This window comes from Shewanella sp. SM69, from assembly GCF_025653985.1.
In the GTDB taxonomy this organism is placed as follows: domain Bacteria; phylum Pseudomonadota; class Gammaproteobacteria; order Enterobacterales; family Shewanellaceae; genus Shewanella; species Shewanella oncorhynchi.
The window spans coordinates 56,888-73,883 of the sequence record NZ_JAKKRV010000013.1 but is presented as its reverse complement, the minus strand read 5'-3'; the positions used below and the strand labels follow the sequence as shown (position 1 = coordinate 73,883).

Genomic DNA, 16,996 nt, shown 5'->3' with positions numbered 1-16,996 from the left:
ATGAGTCAGAATATGACGCCACCAACCACGAGTTCTAGCGGCGCTGAGTTCCATTTTCAAGCCCTAACACCGGATTTGATCTTAGATGCGATCGAAAGTCTGGGCGTGTACCCAGAAACGGGCTTACTCGCGCTGAACAGTTACGAGAACCGCGTGTATCAGTTCCGTAGCGATGAAGGACTGCGTTATGTGGTGAAGTTCTATCGCCCAGACCGTTGGAGCGATGCGCAGATCCAAGAGGAACATGATTATGCGCTCGCACTCGCGGCAGAAGATATCCCGATTGCCGTACCTGTAATTATCGAAGGCCATACGTTACACAAGTACCAAGGTTATCGATTTACCCTGTTTCCTTCCTTAGGTGGTCGCGCCTTCGAAGTCGATAATTTAGAGCAGCTGGAATTAGTGGGGCGGTTCATCGGTCGGATACACCAGTACGCGGCACAAACGGTATTTGCTGAACGTGAACCACTGAATCCGCAGATTTTAGGCGCCGAGCCGCTCGCGTGGTTAAAGCAATCTAATCTGGTGCCTAATAGCCTACGCTTGCCGTTCTTTACCGTAGTAGAGCAGGTGCTGGCTAAGGCGAATGCGATTTGGGATCGCCAAGATTTTGCGGCCATTCGCTTACACGGCGATTTACACCCAGGCAATATTTTGTGGACGCCAGACGGTCCCGGATTCGTCGATTTAGACGATGCTCGCATGGGACCGGCGATTCAAGATTTATGGATGATGCTAACCGGGGATAGAGCGCAGCAAATGATGCAGCTTGAGATCTTACTCGAAGCCTATGAAGAATTTTGTGAGTTTGATACAAGGCAGTTAGCCTTGATTGAACCGCTGCGGGCGCTGCGTATGGTGCATTACAACGCGTGGATTGGCCGTCGCTGGGACGATCCGGCCTTCCCGATGAACTTCCCTTGGTTTGGGGATGAAAAGTATTGGGAACAGCAGATTTTGGCGTTCAAAGAGCAATTATTTGCCCTTAGCGAACCACCACTGAGCCTAGTGCCGTATTAGCATTGAGCAAAATATGATTTCACAGACGTATCTTGTGACATTAGATTGAACTCTTAAGCTTGAGTTACACTCAAAAAATGGAATATGTTAGTCTCCAGCCAATTTATCAAAATGATTTAAGGAATTTTCATGAAAAAAGTATTACTCATGGCCGCGGCTCTGTTACTGGCGCCACTGGCAGTATCGGCTGTGGAATACCAAGAAGGTGTGCATTACACAGTGATTAACGATGGCCCAGCAACAGCGAAGCCTGAGATTACTGAGTTTTTCTCTTTCTATTGTCCGCATTGTTTTACTTTCTCTAAAACCGTAGTGCCAAAAATTCTCACCGATAAGCCAGAAGGCGTTGCGTTTAACCAAGCACACGTTGATTTTATCGGCAAAGAGATGGGGGTTGAAATGTCACGCGCATTTGCAGTCGCACATCAGTTAAACGTCGATGAGAAAATGGATGCGGCGTTATTCTCTGCTATTCATGAGAAGAAACAGCATTTTACTAATCGCGATGATGTTCGTGCTGTGTTTATTGCTAACGGTGTCGATGGTAAAACCTTCGATGCGGCCGCAGAGTCTTTCATGGTAAAGGCGCAAATGGCAAAGATGAAGCGTGATACTGAAAACGCTAAGCTGACGGGTGTACCTGCTCTGGTTGTTAACGGTAAGTACCGTGTTGAAACAGGGGCAATCAAATCCTACGACGAGCTGTTAGAAATTGCTTTCTACCTAGCAAAAAAATAGTTCGATAGGCGTTACCCGCACTGCTGTCATATGAGCGGATGATAATATTGTATCGATTGCATGTTAAAGAGAGCCTAAGGGCTCTTTTTTATTGGGGGGTTGGCAACAACAAGGCAAATAAAGCTTTGATAGGGAGTTTAACGTACTGAGTTAGGCCTCTGTAGGCTAGTCGTTTGAACTTATGGAATAAAGACGAGGCAAAAAATGGGCAAAAAAAACCGTACTTCTTGTAAAAGAAAGTACGGACTTGAGCCAGAGGACTCATTTTTACCCTGAGTAACGCTAATAATTTAGCAGAGTGTCAAAAAATTGGCAAGTGACATTATTATGGCGATCTTCTTTTTTTGCTCACAGGGTGACATATTCATAGTTTAACTAAATCAAACGATTAAGTATTTTTGGCGATAAAAGATAAAAAATACCACTCTAACGATGAAACTCAAGTGGCAAAGCTTCTGTCAAACAACTGTAATCAATAACAACAAGAATGCTTGTAGGTGGTCATATGAGAGTTTTTCCTGTCTACGCACCTAAGCTTATCGTTAAGCACGCGCGTATTTTTCTCACTGGTGTTATTTGGGTTAAAGATTTGGGACGATTGGAATTTGAGAAGGGACGGTTTTTACTGCCAAGAAAAAGCCTGCCAAAAGTGAAGCAGGCTATTTTAGAATTGAACGAACTGATCGAAGCGCAGCATCATCAAACTAATGCAGTTTAGATTTCGCTGTTTAACAAGCCAACAAGGCCAGTCACTTTTTCGTTCCAAGAAGTGAGTTCTTCTTGTAGTTGCTGGTTTTGCGCATTCAATTGTTGATTGTGCTCACTCAGCGTAGACGCTTTTTGCTTCTCTTCTTCAAGCTCCATTTTTAGAAGCTCGATAGTTTCGAGTGCAGCCTGGATTTTGGTTTCCAGTTTGGACAGTAATTCAAGGCTCATCTGGAGAGTCCTATGGTTTCTGGATGGGACTGTGATTCTAGCAGTGCCTAGAACTTAAGGAATAGCGATTCTTGCCGTTTGGTTAAAAAACACCCTATTACTGGGTTCTAAATTAAGTTTTTTTGCATTTGTTATTAACTCGTTAGTATTCTTGGTTTTATTTTTTATCGGAATGGTCCATGTCGCCTAGTTTGCTCGCCATACTCCCGCTACTGTTGACCTTAACTTTAGCGCTATTTTTACGCCGCACGCTGGTGGCGTTAGGTGTAGGTATTGTCTCTGGTGCCCTATTAATCGCCCAATTTGATCCTCTGCAAACTGGGTTGTATTTGCTTGATATCGGTGTAAAACAATTTTATGCCCAAGGTGTTTGGCAAGCGTGGCATCTCAATGTGCTGTTCGCCATGTTATTGCTCGGTAGCATGACGCAATTGTTAGCACGTGGCGGTGCCGTGGGGCAGTTTGGTGATTGGCTGTATAGCCGTATTCGTACTGAACGTCAGGCGCGTCTTGGGGTCGTATTTCTCGGTTGGTTAGTGTTTATCGATGGGATTTTCAGTTGTCTTGCTGTCGGCCATGTGTGTCAGCCGCTCAGCCAGCGTTATGGTATTCGCCATGAGCAGCTCGCCTATTTAGTTGATTCCAATGCTTCGCCTTTATGTGCGCTATTGCCTTTCTCCAGTTGGGGCCCCTATGTGATGGCGCTTATCGCGGGGATCAGCTTTTTGCCCGTGTCGCCGCTGGAAGCCTTTATTGAGGTGGCCTTATTTAACTTTTACGCCATAGTGACCTTAGGCTTGTCCGTGCTCGTCGCTTGGTATGGCGTGGGTTTTCACTCTTTTGTTGCTGCTACTGCTGTGGAATCCTCCAATACGGTCGAGGTTAAGGGAAATCCTTGGCTGCTCGCAATCCCTATGCTGACTCTGCTGTCTGCTTCAGTGGGATTAACTTTGTGGTCGGGGGCTCAGCAGGTCTCTTCTTGGGATGTGTCACTTTGGCTTGCTAAGGCTGATATTGGCGCTTCTATGCGCGATGCTTGTTTGTTGGCAACCTTAGTCACTCTTGCCATGTTAGGCTTGTCTGGGCGACGTTTAACGGCGTTAGTGGGGGATTTGAGCCACGGAGTTCGCATGATCGCCTTCGCCATTGCGATTTTACTCTGCACTTGGATGATTGGCGCTGTGATCCAAGATCTTGGCGTCGCTAAATTGTTGGCTGCTTGGGCTAAGGCTTATCTTTCTCCGCACCTGCTGGTAGCGGGAATGTTTTTACTCTGCGCGATAATGGCTTTTGCGACGGGTTCAAGCTGGGGAACATTTGCAATTATGATCCCTATTGGCGCAGAGATTGCCCATAACTTGGATCCTCATTTGTTGTTACCTGTACTGAGCGCTGTGATGGCGGGGTCGGTATTTGGCGACCACTGCTCGCCCATTTCAGATACCAGCGTGCTCAGTGCGACCAGCTCAGGTTGCGCTCCCCATGACCATGTGGTGACTCAGTTGCCCTTTGCTTTGATCGCGGCATGTGCAGCCTTAGTCGGATTTCAATTAGTCAATTTAGCCGTGGCGACGCCGTTAGTGTGGCTGGCCGTGGTGAGCTGTAGTCTAGGATTATTTGTCTTGATGGCACGTTTTTATTCACCTTTGCCCAGATTCGTGGCGCAGACATAAAGCCAGTTTATCGCTAAAATGGCCGATTCGGTTCTTGCTGAGCCATTTATTTAAGTGCATCTGATTTAAGAGATTATCAATATGAGTATTACCCGTTTAGATGTAGGTACCCGCATGAGCAGTATAGTGATCCACCAAGGTACTGTGTATCTGTGTGGTCAAGTGGCGAAGGACAAGTATCAAGGCATCACCGAGCAAACTGTCACTATGCTTGAGGAGGTCGATACCTTGTTAGCGCAGGCGGGAAGTTCGCGTGAGCATTTACTGTCAGCGACTATTTATCTGAAAGATATGGGTGATTATGATGCAATGAATGCGGTATGGGATGCTTGGGTGCCTAAAGGCCATGCGCCAGCCCGCGCTTGTGTGCAAGCCGCTATTGCCGAGCCAGAATATTTGGTTGAAGTTTCTGTGATTGCGGCGGTTGCGGTTTAAGCGCTAAGCTATTTTTCGTCCAGTTAAGAAGCCTGTTTCGATCCCTGTCACCGAGTGTCATGACTCGGTGAAGCTTTTCCGCAATACACCTCACTAACTAAACCTGTATTGTTCAGCACGTTCACTCTCTTCTAACAAAACCCTTTAGCTTTAACCTAATAAGTATTCCATTAAATGTGCAGGGACAAGCGGCGGATGATCCCCATATTGTTCTGAGAGTGCGGTGGCGATAGTCTCAATATCTTGTTGGGCTAAGCCTTGTTCGATAATGGCAAACGCCCAAGGAGCCTCGGTTTTGAGTTTGAGGAAATAAGGCGTTTCGACAAATTGTGCGAGTGAGTAAGCGGAGCCTCCTAAACCATGCCCCCAACCTTCGCTGACCTGAAAGGGTCTATCCAGATGTGCCATATCAAATTCAATGAGATGGGGGTATTTGCCGTTATGCCCACCGATCCAGTGACCGATTTCAACCGATAAAATCATAGTTGCCATGTTATATCCTTTGCTAGGGTTGCTTGGCCGCAATGAGTACTCGGCTAAATTCAGCATTAGGCTCGAGGGGCGTGATGGCGGCGATATGGTCGAGTCTAAGGGATTGTTTAGTTTGTTGCAGTTGGATGATAAGCCACTCAGTTTTGTCGGCTCTTGTCTGCGTGGTGATGGCTTTACCTTGGCACTGGGTGCCATCAATAAGCTCAATTTTGAGTTGATAACCACGCAGACAGGCGAGTTCGAGATAGTCGTAGTGAGCGCAGGGGATCATTTTATAATCTGACATTGGATCATCTCATTGGGAGTTCGACCCTATTGTGGCAAAAATACTTGCCATTGGCATTATGTGTGACCCAATGCGGATTGTTTTATCCTGTCTCTGAGGCCGTGTGAAAAGTTGAACCAAGCGTGTTAGCGAGTTTTTTATTTGCTTAGACCTTTAGATATGCGCGCCCCTCTTGACTTTATTCCTGTCGCTCCCTAGTCTGCTTGTTCAGTAATCAAGGTGGTATGCGATGGAAATAACCTACAATTTAAAACCTGCGTCCGAGCGCCGTACTGAGCAATTCAAGCCCGAGGGGAATGTGGGCTTTGGTAGCCTCAGAACCGATCATATGTTTTTGATGGATTATCATGATGGACAATGGTGCGATCCGCGCATCGTTCCTTATGGACCATTTGAAATGGCACCGGGTGCAATGGCGTTGCATTATGGCCAGTCGATCTTCGAAGGCGCGAAAGCCTTTATGCACGAAGATGGCGAGATTTATACTTTCCGCATTAATAAGAATGCCGAGCGGATGAATCGCTCCGCCGATATCGTTTGTATTCCTAATATCGATGAACAAATGCAGATGGATGCGATCAATGCGTTGATTGATGTCGATCGCCTGTGGTTCCCGATGCAAGAAGGCGCGTGTCTGTATATTCGTCCTTTTATTTTTGCGACCGAAGACCGCCTCTCTGTGAGCCCAAGTTCGCGTTATACCTTCTGTGTCGTGTTAAGCCCAAGTGGCGCTTATTACGCGGCTGGCGTGAACAAAGGCATACGCTTGCTGATCAGCAAAACTTTCCATCGTGCAGTATCGGGTGGCACTGGCGCCTCAAAAGCTGCGGGTAACTATGCGGCTTCGTTGCGTGCGGGTAAAGCGGCGGCAGCCTTTGGTGCATCGCAAGTGTTATATCTCGATTCAACCAATCAACAGATTGAAGAAGCGGGCGCGATGAATCATTTCCACATTCTGAAAGATGGCACTGTGATTATTCCAACCTTCACAGATACTATTTTGAAGTCGATCACCTCGCAATCTATTATGGAATTGGGAGATATGCTCGGTTGTGAAGTGCGCCAAGAGACTGTCATGCTTGATAAATTTATCGCTGATATTGAATCTGGTGAAATTGTCGAGGCTGGTGGTTTTGGGACGGCGGCCGTGGTTTCTGCTGTAGGCTCCTACATTTTTGAAGATGGCCATGTTGTCACTGTCGGTAATGGTGAAGTGGGCGAGCATGTTCAGCGCATCTATAAACTGTATACCGAAATCCAAAAGGGCCATATTAAAGGTCCTGAAGGTTGGGTTAAGCGTGTTGAACGTTTAGCAAAGTAAGGAATTTGTGGTGATGTTTAAAGGCTCCTAGGAGCCTTTTTTATTGGCTGAATTTTGCGATGACATTTGTAGACTTCGCCTTAAATCAAAGTGGCTGTGGCTTAGATTGATTTTTGAGTAAGGTTAAACAATCTTCGGCATTTAAGGGTTTACTCAGTAAAAAACCTTGTACTTGATCGCAACCCTGCATCGCCAAGAAGTTGAGCTGTTCTTGGGTCTCTACGCCTTCGGCGACGACATTCAGTTCTAAGCTGTGAGCGAGGGCAATAATGGCGCTGGTGATGGCGGCATCGTCGGGATCGTTGGTGATGTCTCTGACAAATTCTCGATCGATTTTGAGTGTGTCTATCGGGAAGCGTTTGAGATAGCTTAGGCTCGAATAACCCGTACCAAAATCATCCACGGCTATGGTCAATCCTAGGGCCTTGAGTTTAGATAGGATGCTGACCGATTCCTGCGGATTGCCCATGATCATTGATTCAGTAAGCTCAAGCTCAAGGGATTGAGCCGGGAGACCTGATACGGCTAAAGCAACTTCGATGGTGGAGATAATGTCCGCTTTCAGTTGGCGAGCCGATAGGTTGACGGCGATAGTGATCCCGTTAAATCCTAGACTATTCCATTCGGCTAATTGCTGGCAGGCGTGGTTGATCACCCAGTGGCCAATTTGAGTGATGATACCCGTTTCTTCCGCCAGTGGAATAAATTCCACAGGTGAAATAGGACCAAGTTCAGTGTGATACCAACGTAAAAGTGCTTCCAGTCCTGTGAGTGAACCGTCTCGTAAACAGAATTTAGGTTGATAAACCAAGCTTAGTTCTTTGCGTTGGATAGCTTCCTTTAAACCACTTTCGAGTTGTACATGACGGGTGGCGATTTCATTCAACTTAGAGGTATAAAACTGGAAGTTATTTCGACCTGATGATTTTGCGTGGTACATGGCGGTATCGGCAAATTTAATCAGTGAGTCGGCATTGTCCGCATCGTTAGGGTATAAGCTGATACCAATTGAGGTCGAGATGGTTAGCGTTTTATCGTCCAATAGGAAGGGTGTTTGGAATGCTCTGAGCACTTTTTCTGAGATCAGGGTTGCGGCTTTTGTTTTCGCAACACCTTCTAAAATAATAGTAAATTCATCGCCACCTAAGCGTGCGACAGTATCGCCATCACGCACTGCATTTTGCAGTCGTCTTGCCACGGCTTTCAGTAACAAATCCCCGACATGATGACCCATAGAGTCGTTGATATGTTTAAAGCGGTCGAGGTCTAAGAACAGCAAGGCAACGATATTATTCGCTCTGTGCGCTTGAGTAATCGCGTGGTTGAGCCTGTCTTGAAATAAAGTTCGGTTCGGTAAGCCAGTTAATGTGTCGAAGCTGGCGAGGAAACGCAGATCTTCTTCGGCTTTTTTCCGCTCTGTGATGTCGGTAAATACAGCAACGAAGTGACTGGTTTCGCCTTTGATATCGATCACTTGGTTGATTTCAAGCCAGACTAAAATGGCCTGACGTTGTTTATTGCGGATCCACAGTTCTCCTACCCAATGTTTGTGACGCAGTAGCTGTTGTTCAATTGTATTGAACAACTCCCGCTGTTGGCGACTAAAGGCTAAGTGAATGAAATGCCTGTCGGTTATTTGGCGTTCTGTGTACCCTGTAATGGCACAAAATGCTGGGTTGACCGAACGAATTCGATAGTTTAATCCTCCCACTACAACGGCTTCGTTCATACTGTTGAGCACTTGTGATGACAGTACCAACTCGTTTTCAATCAGTTTGCGCGAGGTAATGTTACGGTTGGTCCCTGTCATGCGGATTGGATTATCTAGGTTATCTTTTTCCACCACTTTACCGCGGTCTAAAATCCATATCCAATTACCGGGGGATCGTTCGACTCGGTACTCTGCTTCGAAGAAAGGCGAACGACCTTGAAGGTGTTCGTTAAGCTCAAATTTGAATCTTTCTCTATCCTCTGAGTGCATGCTCTCATGGGCTATATTGCTGCTATTCCAATGGGGGACTGAAGAATCCATATTGGTACGATAGACGCGATTTTCTGGTATGTTCCAGTCCCACATGCCATCGCCAGAGGCCCAAAGTGCAAGTTTGAGTCGCTCCTCTGAGGCGCGGATACTGGTTTCAAATTCGCGCTGTTGCTGACGTTTTCTTTTACGCCAGATAATGATCCAAGCCAACAGCCATAGAGAGAGCAAGCTATAGAGGGCGTAGGCGAACTGAGTTCGATAGAAGGGCGCTTGTACATGAAGATCGATAGAAAGGGCGTAGTCACCTTGAGTGTTGTATTGCAGCCCATGGCGAACATGCAGTTGGTAGTGACCAGGGTTAATATTGGTAAAGGTAATTTCATTACCTGTGGGGAGCTCATGCCACTCGTTATCAAATCCCTCAAGAAAATAGCTGAAGCGGTTTTTACCCGTATAGCTGAAATCCAATGAGGTCACCTCAAAACTGATCAGCTGATCGCTATAGTCCATTACTATGCTAGGTGGATGGCTTAAATCGAGAATAGTGTGCCCTTTACCCGCAATACTATAGCCAGTGAGTGCGACTTTAACATCGGGTCGTTGATCTGGAATTGACTTTGGATTGAAACGATTTATGCCATTAATGCCACCAAACCAGAGATCACCATCGCTGTCTTCAAGTTTTACGCCACCGTTAAACTCCAGTGCTTGTAGCCCTTCTTGCTCGTTAAATATGATGACACGATTGGTTTTAGGATTGAGCTTTCCTATCCCCGCATTACTACTAAACCAAATGTTGTGTTCTTGATCCTCGAGTAAGGCATAGATGGTATCACTTGGTAATCCCAGATTGCGGGTATAGTGGCTAAAACCTGCATCAATCTCTTGGGACGGTAACTTGCTGATCCCACCATGGGTGGCAAACCATACCTCGCCCGACTTTGTGACTAAAATATCGCGGACACGGTTGTTGATCAGGCTGTTTTTGTCTGAGGATTGATGGAAGTAGGATTTACCTGTGCCTGTTTTCATATCCAGTTTAAGTAGGCCATCGAGAGTACCTATCCATAGCGTATCTTTGTGTGTTCTGAGGATTAAAAACTGGTTTTGTGCCGGATAGAAATTATCAATATGTGCCAATGAGATAAAAGTAAATTCATCGGTATCTATCGCCTTACGGTAGAGGGCATTGGTTGTTGCCACCCAGAGGCGACCTTGCTCATCAATATCTAAACTACGGATATAATTGGTTTCTGAGCCTTGATCAGTGCGTTCTGTCACCTTGAGTAACTGGAAGTGGCCATCTAGCGCCAGTCGACCTAGCCCATAGTTAGTGGCAAACCAAAGCACGCCATTTTTGTCTTGGTCGATATCTCGCAGGGTAAGATTCAAGTTGCGTTGATGCATCCCTAAGGCGTTAGCAAAGAGCTCCGTGTAGTGTTCATATTTTCCATTGGCCAACATGCGTTTAAGCCCAGCACCTTCGGTGCCTATCCATAGCGCATTATCTTGGCTGCGGAACAAGGTGCGAATGTTGTTACTTTGTTGCGACAGGTTAGGGGTGGATTCGTAAATATGCTGAAAATACTGACGACGGGTATTAATTTTATCTAGACCAGAATAACTGGCACCTAACCATAAATTGCCAAAGGGATCTTGCAGTAAGCTCAGTATGTTATTTTCACTGATACTGTTGGTACGCTTAGGATCATACCTGTGGTAGGTCGCAGTAAATGCCTTATCGTTTCTCTCGAGTTGAATAAGACCGGCTTCTGGCCCAACAACCCAAAAATTACCCTGCTCAGTTTGGATAAAATCTTTAATGTAAGGCACATTATCGTCTGTCTGCCAGAGGATTTCGCCCTGTTGTGACGCCAAGTTGTAATGCCATAATTGCTCACCCAGAGCTAAAGTGATCGCATTAGCGGAATGTGCCCTAATTTGATGTGCAGTGAGATTCTGCGGGACATTTAAGCGAGTGATAGTATTGGCACTGACAGCAAAGGTGCCGCTATCTTGTGTTCCTGCCAGCAGGTAAGTGTCTTCAACATTGGCTAAGCTGGTGATGTGGGGTTGAACACTATTACCTAAGTTCACTTGGGTAATGCGTTTGGTTTTGGTCGATAGGGAAAATAGTCCTGCTTTAGTACCAATCCAGAGTGTATTGCCTACAACGCTGAGTTTGGTTGTGCGCGGATCGGTAAGCCCTTGTTCTTGGCCAAAGTGTTCAAAGGTCCCTGTGCTCAAATCGAGTCGATTTACCCCTTGGCTGAAAGTCGAAACCCAGATATTACCTTCTGAGTCTTGAATAATGTCAGAGACATAGCTCTCAGAAATACTCCTCGGATCATTGGGTGAATGGGGGAAAATATTGAAGCTGTGACCGTTATAAGCATGCAAACCATCTTGAGTGCCAATCCATAACATACCTGCATTGTCCATAAACAGGCTGGTAATCGTATTTTGGGTAAGGCCATCTTCACTGCGAATATGTTCAAATTTGAGCTGTGTAGAAGCCGCGCTCAATGGTTGAGCTAATCCATTGCACGAGATCCCCCACAAACTTAGGATAAAAAGCGTACTTAACATTAGCTTGTGGATTAGTTGACTCAAATTTTCCCCTACCAAAAACGGACCCATCCTGATTAGGTTTCTATTTAGTTTAGTTCTTAGCCTAGACTTTACATGCCATTTTGCTGTAAAAATGCGACTTAAATTGCTGACTTGGTTTAAAAATAACCAAAATCGATGGGCGCGATTCTGTAATAGATCATGCAATATATTAACTGTACCGTTTCACTGCCAATGTTCTTTTTATGACGAGTTTGTATTCTGGCGTTTTTGCTAAAGGATCTTAGCATTGTTTCAGGTATGTCAACATATCATGCTAAGACAAATACGGGCGAAGCAGATTAAAATGATGGGCGAGAATAGAAAAAAGACCTTGCCGGAAGGGGGAGAAGCAAGGTCTTTGGTTGAACTGTTTTACTTAGATAAATTTACGCAGCGGGCACCCGCACAAAACCTTCCATTAGTACCCGGGCGCTGCGGCTCATAATGGCTTTAACCACAGTCCACTGCCCGTCAACCATTGACGCCTCTGCGCCGACGCGCAAGGTGCCAGAGGGATGACCAAAGCGTACCGCATCCATTTTGCCCTGAGTGTCGCCGCCTGCGGCTAAGTTGACTAAGGTGCCGGGAATGGCTGCTGCCGTGCCAATTGCCACTGCCGCCGTGCCCATCATGGCGTGGTGCAACTTACCCATAGACAGGGCACGCACCAGTAGGTCGATATCCTCTGCAGCCACCGATTTTCCGCTCGAGGACACATAGGTCTGTGGTTTGGCGACAATGGCAATTTTAGGAGTATGCTGGCGTGATGCGGCTTCATCTATATGTGAAATCAATCCCATACGCACTGCGCCATAGGCACGAATAGTCTCAAATTTGGCAAGGGCGGCGTTGTCGCTATTAATATCATCCTGCAACTCAGTGCCTGTGTAGCCTAAGTCTTCAGCATTGATAAAAATGGTGGGAATGCCTGCATTGATCATAGTGGCGTTAAAGCTGCCAATGCCCGGCACTTCTAGCACATCGACAACATTACCCGTAGGGAACATGCTGCCCCCTTCACCGTCTTCATCGGCGGCGGGGCTCATAAACTCGATTTGCACTTCGGCGGCGGGAAAGGTTACACCATCGAGCTCAAAATCACCGGTTTCTTGCACTTCACCGTTGGTGATAGGCACATGGGCGATAATGGTTTTGCCTATGTTGGCTTGCCAAATTCGCACTGTGCAGATGCCATTTTGTGGAATACGGGCAGAGTCAATTAAGCCATTGCTGATGGCGAAAGCACCGACTGCGGCGGTTAAGTTACCGCAGTTACCACTCCAATCGACAAAGGGCTTGTCGATAGCCACTTGGCCAAAGAGGTAATCGACATCGTGATCGGTTTGGGTGCTAGGGGAGAGGATCACGGTTTTGCTGGTGCTCGAGGTTGCTCCGCCCATGCCATCGATTTGTTTACCGTAAGCGTCTGGGCTGCCTATCACTCGCAGTAACAAGGCATCACGTGCGGGACCTGCAACTTGTGCGGCTTTAGGTAAATCCTGCAGACGGAAAAACACCCCTTTACTGGTGCCGCCGCGCATATAGGTCGCGGCGACTTTTATTTGGGGCGGAAAAAGATTGTTACTCATGCTATTAACTCCATAGGGAATAGCGATACAGGTTAGCGTCGGTATCAAAGGCGGCGATTCTAAATGGGTATCGCCGCCTTTTTAGCGCGAGTGTTATTTCAGATTCGATTCTAAAAAGTCCTGCGCGAAGCGTTGCAATACGCCGCCCGCCTCGTAGATAGACACTTCTTCGGCGGTATCGAGACGACACGTCACTGGCACTTCGATGCGCTCACCGTTTTTACGGGTGATAACGACAGTTAAGTTCGCTCTTGGCGCTGGCGTGCCGAGGACATCGAACACTTCTGTGCCGTCTATACCATAGGTGGCGCGGTTGTCACCGACTTTAAATTCCAGTGGCAACACGCCCATGCCCACTAAGTTAGTGCGATGAATACGCTCGAAACCTTCGGCAACAATGGCCTCAACGCCCGCTAAACGTACGCCTTTGGCGGCCCAGTCACGGGACGATCCTTGGCCGTAATCCGCACCCGCAATGATGATCAGCGGTTGCTTACGTTCCATATAGGTTTCAATCGCTTCCCACATACGAGTCACTTGGCCTTCGGGTTCGATACGCGTCAGTGAACCTTGTTGCACTTTGCCATCAACCAGCGCCATTTCGTTTTTAAGCTTAGGGTTGGCAAAGGTTGCGCGCTGGGCGGTTAAGTGATCGCCCCTGTGGGTGGCGTAGGAGTTAAAGTCTTCCTCCGGCAAGCCCATTTTGTGCAGATATTCGCCCGCGGCGCTGTCCATCATAATGGCGTTAGAAGGCGATAAATGGTCTGTGGTGATGTTGTCACCCAGCACCGCCAGTGGTCGCATACCCTTGAGTGCGCGTTCACCCGCCAATGCGCCTTCCCAGTAAGGTGGGCGACGAATATAAGTAGATTGCGGACGCCAATCGTACAGCGGGCTGATTTTTTCGCCATAATCGACGGCTAAATCGAACATGGGCTCGTACACTTTACGGAACTGCTCAGGTTTAACACTTGTCGCAATCACGGCATCGATTTCTTCATCTGATGGCCAAATGTCGATAAGTTTTAATGGCTTACCGTCTTTATCTAATCCCAGCACATCCTTTTCGATATCGAAACGTATGGTGCCTGCAATCGCGTAGGCGACGACCAATGGCGGCGATGCTAAGAAAGCTTGTTTTGCATAGGGATGAATACGGCCATCAAAGTTTCGGTTACCCGATAACACTGCGGTAGCGTACAAGTCGCGGTCGATCACTTCTTTTTGAATCACAGGATCCAGCGCGCCGCTCATACCGTTACACGTCGTACAGGCAAACCCAACAATGCCAAAACCGAGTTGTTCAAGTTCAGGCAATAGCTTGGCTTCTTCCAAATACAACTGCACAGCTTTTGAGCCGGGGGCGAGTGAGGTTTTGACCCAAGGTTTGCGGCTTAAGCCTTTAGCGTTGGCGTTGCGGGCAATGAGACCTGCAGCAATCACGTTGCGTGGGTTACTGGTGTTAGTACAGCTGGTAATCGCCGCAATAATCACAGCCCCATCGGGCATTAAGCCGGGCTCGTTTTCGACTACGCCGCTAATTCCGCGCTCAGCCAATTCTGATGTTGGCACCCGTGCATGTGGGTTTGATGGCCCTGCAATGGTGCGCACCACCGAAGATAAATCAAAATGCAGTACGCGTGGATAGTGCACTTCGGTCAAGCTGTCGGCCCACAAACCTGCGGTTTTGGCATAGGTTTCAACCAGCTTAACTTGCTCGGCTTCGCGGCCAGTTAAGGTCAAATAATCTAAGGTTTGCTGGTCGATGTAGAACATGGCCGCAGTAGCGCCAAACTCAGGTGTCATGTTCGAAATCGTGGCGCGATCGCCTAATGTCAGCGCCGCTGCGCCTTCACCGAAGAACTCTAAATAAGAGGAGACGACTTTTTGTGCGCGTAAAAATTCGGTCAAGGCCAATACGATATCGGTAGCCGTAATGCCAGGCTGCGGTCTGCCCGTGAGCTCGACACCGATAATGTCCGGTAGACGCATATAGGATGCGCGGCCTAGCATCACGCTTTCGGCTTCTAAGCCGCCGACACCTATGGCGATAACGCCCAGTGCATCAACGTGTGGTGTGTGGCTGTCGGTGCCAACTAAGGTATCAGGGAAGGCCACGCCATTGCGTGAATGCACCACAGGGGACATACGCTCTAAGTTAATTTGATGCATGATGCCGTTACCCTGAGGGATAACATCAATGTTTTTAAAAGCTTTTTGCGTCCAATCAATAAAGTGGAATCTGTCTTCGTTGCGTCTGTCTTCGATGGCGCGGTTTTTGGCAAAGGCGTCTTTATCAAAACCACCAAATTCGACAGCGAGTGAGTGATCCACAATCAGCTGGGTTGGCACAACTGGGTTCACTTTGGCGGGATCGCCACCTTTAGCGGCAATAGCGTCACGCAGACCCGCAAGGTCAACTAAAGCGGTTTGCCCCAAAATATCATGGCACACCACGCGGGCAGGAAACCAAGGGAAATCCAGTTCTTGCTTAGATTCGATAATCTGTTTTAGCGAGTCGGTCAAAACGGCCGGATCGCAGCGACGGACTAAGTTTTCGGCTAAAACGCGCGAGGTGTAAGGTAGCTTGGCATACGAGCCAGCTTGAATGGCTTCTATGGCTTCGCGGGTATCGAAGTAATCGAGTTGAGTGCCGGGTAAGGGCTTGCGATATTGGGTATTCATAGCAGTGCTCATAACATCATCCATTTCGGAAAATGAAGTTGGCGCAGACTTACATTGAGTGAAATCTCGCGCCAAGTGTGGTCAATTTTGCTTAACGGTTGGCAATTGGTACCACTTTGCGCGGCGCCACGCCCACATAATCGGCACTCGGGCGGATGATGCGGTTGTTAGAGCGTTGCTCCATCACGTGCGCCGCCCAGCCAGTGACGCGTGAACACACGAAGATTGGCGTAAACAACTTAGTCGGAATATCCATGTAGTGGTAAGCGCTGGCATGGAAGAAGTCAGCATTACAGAAGAGTTTTTTCTGTTCCCACATCAGGGCTTCGCAGGCAACTGATACGCGGTATAGGCGGTCGTCACCGTTGGCAGCCGCCAGTTTTTCTGACCATTCTTTGATGATGGCGTTACGTGGATCGCTGTCGCGGTAGATCGCGTGACCGAAGCCCATGATCTTATCTTTACGCTCGAGTTTGCCCATTAAGATGTCGCGCGCATCGGCTTCATCTTTCATATCTTGAATGAGTTCCATCGCCGCTTCGTTCGCGCCGCCATGCAGCGGGCCGCGCAGTGAACCAATCGCCCCAGTGACGCATGAATGCATATCTGACAGGGTGGAAGCACAGACGCGAGCGGTAAAGGTTGATGCGTTAAATTCATGTTCTGCATAAAGAATTAACGATACGTCCATCACTTTAGCATGCAGTGCCGACGGCGCTTTGCCATGTAATAAGTGGAGGAAGTGTGCGCCAATTTGATCGTCATCGGTTTCAGTATCGATACGCACGCCATCGTGGCTAAAGCGATACCAGTAACAGATGATCGATGGGAATGCGGCGAGTAAACGGTCGGTAATTTCACTCTGTTCGCTAAAGCTGTGCTCGGCTTCTAAGTTGCCTAGCATAGAGCAGCCAGTACGCATCACATCCATAGGATGAGTGTCGGCTGGAATGCGCTCCAATACTTCTTTTAATGCTTGCGGCAGACCGCGAAGGCCTTTGAGTTTGGTTTTGTAGGCATCAAGTTGGGCTGCCGTGGGCAGCTCGCCGTAAAGAATGAGATAGGCGACTTCTTCGAAGGTGGCATTTTCACCGAGATCTTTCACATCATAACCGCGGTACGTTAGGCCCGAGCCTGACACGCCCACTGTGCTCAATGCGGTTTCGCCTGCACTCTGGCCACGTAATCCTGCACCGCTTAGTTTTTTAGCTTCTGACATAA

At 47.7% G+C, this 16,996-nt stretch carries 13 protein-coding genes; 6 read left to right on the top strand and 7 right to left on the bottom strand.

All coding sequences use genetic code 11. From position 1 onward, the window contains the following. From L5M37_RS16835 to L5M37_RS16825, 3 genes are all read left to right on the top strand, one after another. Positions 1–1,023 (top strand): serine/threonine protein kinase, encoded by a 1,023-nt coding sequence (locus tag L5M37_RS16835; protein ID WP_219254229.1) that lies wholly within the window; start codon positions 1–3, stop codon positions 1,021–1,023. A gap of 129 nt (positions 1,024–1,152) precedes the next feature. Next, positions 1,153–1,761, top strand: coding sequence for a thiol:disulfide interchange protein DsbA/DsbL (locus L5M37_RS16830; RefSeq protein ID WP_168826000.1), 609 nt, complete (start codon positions 1,153–1,155; stop codon positions 1,759–1,761). Between the two features lie 505 nt (positions 1,762–2,266). Further along, on the top strand, positions 2,267–2,479 hold the full coding sequence (locus L5M37_RS16825) for a DUF1107 domain-containing protein (RefSeq protein WP_006083486.1): 213 nt from the start codon (positions 2,267–2,269) through the stop codon (positions 2,477–2,479). Here L5M37_RS16825 and L5M37_RS16820 read toward each other — a convergent pair. After that, positions 2,476–2,697 carry a cell division protein ZapB gene (locus L5M37_RS16820; RefSeq protein ID WP_006083484.1) on the bottom strand — a complete coding sequence of 74 codons (222 nt, stop codon included), beginning with the start codon at positions 2,695–2,697 and terminating at the stop codon, positions 2,476–2,478. The two genes, L5M37_RS16825 and L5M37_RS16820, sit on opposite strands and share 4 nt — an antisense overlap. Before the next feature lie 179 nt (positions 2,698–2,876). Here L5M37_RS16820 and L5M37_RS16815 point away from each other — a divergent pair, with 179 nt between their 5' ends. Next, entirely contained in the window at positions 2,877–4,370 is a 1,494-nt protein-coding gene (locus L5M37_RS16815; RefSeq protein WP_263177006.1) for a Na+/H+ antiporter NhaC family protein, read from the top strand. Between the two features lie 81 nt (positions 4,371–4,451). Then, positions 4,452–4,805: a RidA family protein gene (locus tag L5M37_RS16810; RefSeq protein ID WP_173248029.1), complete on the top strand. Its 354-nt coding sequence runs from the start codon at positions 4,452–4,454 to the stop codon at positions 4,803–4,805. Positions 4,806–4,955: 150 nt separating this feature from the next. Here L5M37_RS16810 and L5M37_RS16805 read toward each other — a convergent pair whose 3' ends face one another. Both L5M37_RS16805 and L5M37_RS16800 read right to left on the bottom strand, forming a co-directional pair. Further along, the gene (locus L5M37_RS16805; RefSeq protein ID WP_113941614.1) at positions 4,956–5,297 is read right to left on the bottom strand and encodes a hypothetical protein; all 342 of its coding nucleotides are present in this window, start codon (positions 5,295–5,297) and stop codon (positions 4,956–4,958) included. A gap of 13 nt (positions 5,298–5,310) precedes the next feature. Continuing rightward, on the bottom strand, positions 5,311–5,583 hold the full coding sequence (locus L5M37_RS16800) for a Rho-binding antiterminator (protein WP_131524943.1): 273 nt from the start codon (positions 5,581–5,583) through the stop codon (positions 5,311–5,313). A 229-nt stretch (positions 5,584–5,812) separates the two neighbouring features. Here L5M37_RS16800 and L5M37_RS16795 point away from each other — a divergent pair, with 229 nt between their 5' ends. Beyond that, the gene (locus tag L5M37_RS16795; RefSeq protein ID WP_263201299.1) at positions 5,813–6,904 is read left to right on the top strand and encodes a branched-chain amino acid aminotransferase; all 1,092 of its coding nucleotides are present in this window, start codon (positions 5,813–5,815) and stop codon (positions 6,902–6,904) included. An 85-nt stretch (positions 6,905–6,989) separates the two neighbouring features. Here the strand turns inward: L5M37_RS16795 and L5M37_RS16790 are convergent, their stop codons facing one another. The 4 genes from L5M37_RS16790 to prpC all read right to left on the bottom strand — a co-directional run bounded on the left by L5M37_RS16790 (position 6,990) and on the right by prpC (position 16,994). Then, positions 6,990–11,516: an EAL domain-containing protein gene (locus tag L5M37_RS16790; RefSeq protein ID WP_263201361.1), complete on the bottom strand. Its 4,527-nt coding sequence runs from the start codon at positions 11,514–11,516 to the stop codon at positions 6,990–6,992. Positions 11,517–11,887: 371 nt separating this feature from the next. After that, the gene (gene prpF / locus L5M37_RS16785) at positions 11,888–13,090 is read right to left on the bottom strand and encodes a 2-methylaconitate cis-trans isomerase PrpF (RefSeq protein ID WP_263201298.1); all 1,203 of its coding nucleotides are present in this window, start codon (positions 13,088–13,090) and stop codon (positions 11,888–11,890) included. 93 nt (positions 13,091–13,183) lie between these two features. Further along, a complete protein-coding gene (gene acnD, locus L5M37_RS16780) occupies positions 13,184–15,787 on the bottom strand; it encodes a Fe/S-dependent 2-methylisocitrate dehydratase AcnD (protein ID WP_263201297.1) in 2,604 nt (867 codons plus the stop codon). A gap of 79 nt (positions 15,788–15,866) precedes the next feature. Then, positions 15,867–16,994 carry a 2-methylcitrate synthase gene (gene prpC, locus L5M37_RS16775; RefSeq protein ID WP_219234858.1) on the bottom strand — a complete coding sequence of 376 codons (1,128 nt, stop codon included), beginning with the start codon at positions 16,992–16,994 and terminating at the stop codon, positions 15,867–15,869. Positions 16,995–16,996: the final 2 nt, after the last annotated feature.

Coding starts and splice junctions, on each gene's coding strand:
- L5M37_RS16810 (WP_173248029.1), top strand. CDS start 4,452: ATGAGTATTACCCGTTTAGATGTAGGTACCCGCATGAGCAGTATAGTG.
- L5M37_RS16795 (WP_263201299.1), top strand. CDS start 5,813: ATGGAAATAACCTACAATTTAAAACCTGCGTCCGAGCGCCGTACTGAG.
- L5M37_RS16815 (WP_263177006.1), top strand. CDS start 2,877: ATGTCGCCTAGTTTGCTCGCCATACTCCCGCTACTGTTGACCTTAACT.
- L5M37_RS16830 (WP_168826000.1), top strand. CDS start 1,153: ATGAAAAAAGTATTACTCATGGCCGCGGCTCTGTTACTGGCGCCACTG.
- prpF (WP_263201298.1), bottom strand. CDS start 13,090: ATGAGTAACAATCTTTTTCCGCCCCAAATAAAAGTCGCCGCGACCTAT.
- acnD (WP_263201297.1), bottom strand. CDS start 15,787: ATGAGCACTGCTATGAATACCCAATATCGCAAGCCCTTACCCGGCACT.
- L5M37_RS16820 (WP_006083484.1), bottom strand. CDS start 2,697: ATGAGCCTTGAATTACTGTCCAAACTGGAAACCAAAATCCAGGCTGCA.
- L5M37_RS16825 (WP_006083486.1), top strand. CDS start 2,267: ATGAGAGTTTTTCCTGTCTACGCACCTAAGCTTATCGTTAAGCACGCG.
- prpC (WP_219234858.1), bottom strand. CDS start 16,994: ATGTCAGAAGCTAAAAAACTAAGCGGTGCAGGATTACGTGGCCAGAGT.
- L5M37_RS16805 (WP_113941614.1), bottom strand. CDS start 5,297: ATGGCAACTATGATTTTATCGGTTGAAATCGGTCACTGGATCGGTGGG.
- L5M37_RS16835 (WP_219254229.1), top strand. CDS start 1: ATGAGTCAGAATATGACGCCACCAACCACGAGTTCTAGCGGCGCTGAG.
- L5M37_RS16800 (WP_131524943.1), bottom strand. CDS start 5,583: ATGTCAGATTATAAAATGATCCCCTGCGCTCACTACGACTATCTCGAA.